General features: G+C 30.3%; 3 protein-coding genes. 2 read left to right on the top strand and 1 reads right to left on the bottom strand.

Translation table 11 applies throughout. The features are described 5' to 3' along the window. Positions 1–37: 37 nt before the first annotated feature. A complete protein-coding gene (locus ACYSNX_RS12960; protein ID WP_461755076.1) occupies positions 38–1,252 on the bottom strand; it encodes a CHAT domain-containing protein in 1,215 nt (404 codons plus the stop codon). Positions 1,253–1,494: 242 nt separating this feature from the next. On the opposite strand from ACYSNX_RS12960, the gene ACYSNX_RS12955 reads away from it, so the two are divergent. Together ACYSNX_RS12955 and ACYSNX_RS12950 are read left to right on the top strand one after the other, a co-directional pair. After that, a complete protein-coding gene (locus ACYSNX_RS12955) occupies positions 1,495–1,809 on the top strand; it encodes a transposase (protein ID WP_461755075.1) in 315 nt (104 codons plus the stop codon). Beyond that, positions 1,785–2,696 (top strand): IS3 family transposase, encoded by a 912-nt coding sequence (locus ACYSNX_RS12950; protein ID WP_461755077.1) that lies wholly within the window; start codon positions 1,785–1,787, stop codon positions 2,694–2,696. The genes ACYSNX_RS12955 and ACYSNX_RS12950 overlap by 25 nt, the downstream gene beginning before the upstream one ends. Positions 2,697–2,869 lie beyond the last annotated feature (173 nt).

Genomic DNA, 2,869 nt, shown 5'->3' with positions numbered 1-2,869 from the left:
AAAATCACTAAGATCAAGAAAAAATTATTAACTTTACTTAAATCAGTGAAGTACGGAGAGTTTTAAGGTCAGTTGTTTTAACTGGTGCACTTTCCGGATTGCTGGTGCGCTTTCGTCGGAATGTCCAGTCAGCCCTACCTATTATAGAATATGATAACCATTCATTATCCAGTTGATTGAATGTAATCTTTTTTTCGGATTTTTCTTGAATTAAAATATTTAAATCATGAAAAGCTTCAATTCTATCTTCAAATCTCATTAATTTTGTTACTATTCTTGTAATTTCGTCATTTGTTATCTCTTCTTTAAGGTATTTCCTAGATTTATTAATTGTCTCATAAACTAAAGAGCTTCTTAGTATGTGTGATAAGAAATTTAACCAATTTAAATGATATGAATTAGATTTCAATTGATGCAAGTTGTTTAGCAACCTAATAATTACTGTTGCAGCATCAATAATTTTTATAGATAAAAAAGTTGTTGTTATGCAATAAGCTCCAGTTTCCATAAATGCGTCGGAAAGGAGTTTAACATATCCATAGTTTGGAAAAGTTTCACAAGCCGAAAGAAATACTAATGGTGCACTAATTCCATATTTTACAATATTTTCTCCAGTTAAAAATTCTTTTTTTTCTTTGTCTATAATTAAATAAGACGATAATTCATTTCGATCAGAAGCTCCATGACAATCAAAAATCAATAATTCAGGCTTATGCTTTTTTATTGCTTCACTTATCTCAATAATAGTTGAACATTTTACTGATATAAAACCTAATTTTTCTTTATAATCATCGATTAAAGAAAACATTTTATTCATTAAAGCATCATCCTTAGATGCACAATGTACAACAAGAGTTTTATTAATTATATCTTCAGGAATTTGATATAGATTTCTTTGAAGATGAATAGCATTATTAACAATTGAGTTTAGATTAAATTCTGGTAACCTACATATGTCATGTGTAAAGCATAAAGGATGTTTATCTAGATATAACCATTCTAATGGTAAATCCGAGATAACAAATATTTGACCATTTCTATTTTGTATGTAATTTTCATATGTGTTATCTAAAGTAAGTTTTCTTAATTTTTTTCCGAATTTTTCGATATTAGAAATAGTAGATTGTTTTTTAGGAGTTACCCTTTCTAAATGTGATAATTCTAAATTAATTGACTTTCCTATTTGTGGCAGTCTAATTACTGGAGAATATGTAAACATTGAATGTAAATAAGCTACATTATCAAGATACATTAATCGTAATGAGTTTAGTTTTAAAATAAGTGCTATTTCACCTTTTGATAAAGTTTCTTGATTTTGTTCAGGAATAAAATAATGATATCTTAAATTTTGTTCAGAATTTTGTATCGCTAAATATGGTTTATACTGTTTAGAAAGTTGTTTGCCAAATAACTTATCTTTTTTAGGATAATGGTATATTAGCCCCTAAATAAGCTGGAGTGAAATTAATAAATTAATTACATAACTTTGGACTTATGAAATATAAGAAATGGAGCTTATCGGAAAAGCTATCAATTTTACAGGAAGCAGAAGAATACGGGGCAATAGAAACTTGTCGTAAACACAGTTTAAGTACAGGTACTTTCTACTCATGGAAGAAGAAATTCGATTCTCAGGGAGAATCGGGATTAAAGCCTGCTGTATCTGATAAATCAAAAGAACTTAAAAAAGCAGAAGAAGAGAATAAGATTCTTCGTAAGTTACTAAGTGATAAAGAAATAGAGCTAGAAGTTCAACGTGAACTACTAAAAAAAAAGTTTGGGACATCGGATCCAAAAAAGATCTGGTAGACAGCTTTTATGCTAAATACCAAGTTAGTAGAGCTAAACTAATACTTTGGGTTGGTTTAAGTGAAAGTACCTACTATTTCAAAGGTTCTGGCAAACCTAAAGGTAATAAAGCTACTTTATTAACCTATCATAAAACCCATGGATGGGTTAATGAACAAACTGTTGTAGAGTCAATTAAAGAGCTTTTAGAGGACGATTTTATGGATTGTGGTTACCGCATAATGAGCGAGTATCTTAAACGTGATGGATACACTATTAATCATAAAAAAGTATATCGTATCATGAAAGCTGCTAAGCTTTTACAAACTCGTATAGCTAGAGATCACTCAGATAAGAAGTATGTTCAGCATCGTAAAGTAAAGACCACAAGACCTTTAGAATGCATCGAAATGGATATTAAAATGGTATGGATACCACAAAAGGGGAAAAATGCGTACTTACTTTCTGTAATTGACGTACACAGTCGTAGAATATTAAAAGACTACTTCAGCTTTAATATTAAACAAAAACAGGTAATAGAACTACTATCAGAGCTTTTCGAGGAGTTAGATTACCCTGAAAATGTAGTGATTAGATCAGATAACGGAAGTCAATTTATTGCTAAAAATGTAAGGGAGTATCTTTCTTTAGTCGGTGTGTCACAAGAGTTTACACACGTAGCAACACCAGAGGAAAACGCTCATATAGAAGCATACCATGGTACTTTAAGGAGAGAAGTTTTCACCAAGTTCGAATACTTTACTTTTGGGCAAATAGAACAAATATTAAAGAACTACGTAGTGTTTTATAATAACAAAAGACTACATGGCTTGCTTGGAAAAATCACTCCAATGGAGAAATGGGAAATGGACAAACACTTGATTTTAAGCAAGAAAAAAGCAGCCTAAAACATTATACTTTAAAAACTTAAAAATACTCTAGGTTTATAGGGGTGTATCCAGCCGACCAGGTACATCTTGTGGGATTAAATAATTATTCTAAGGTATAAATTAAGGTTCTTGTGATTACATGGGTAGGGCTCTGTAATATTCTTGTGATCGAATATTCTCAAGGACGTATT

This window comes from Myroides sp. LJL115, from assembly GCF_054871665.1.
The sequence above is the reverse complement of the archived record's forward strand: the minus strand, read 5'-3'. Positions and strand labels throughout refer to the sequence as shown.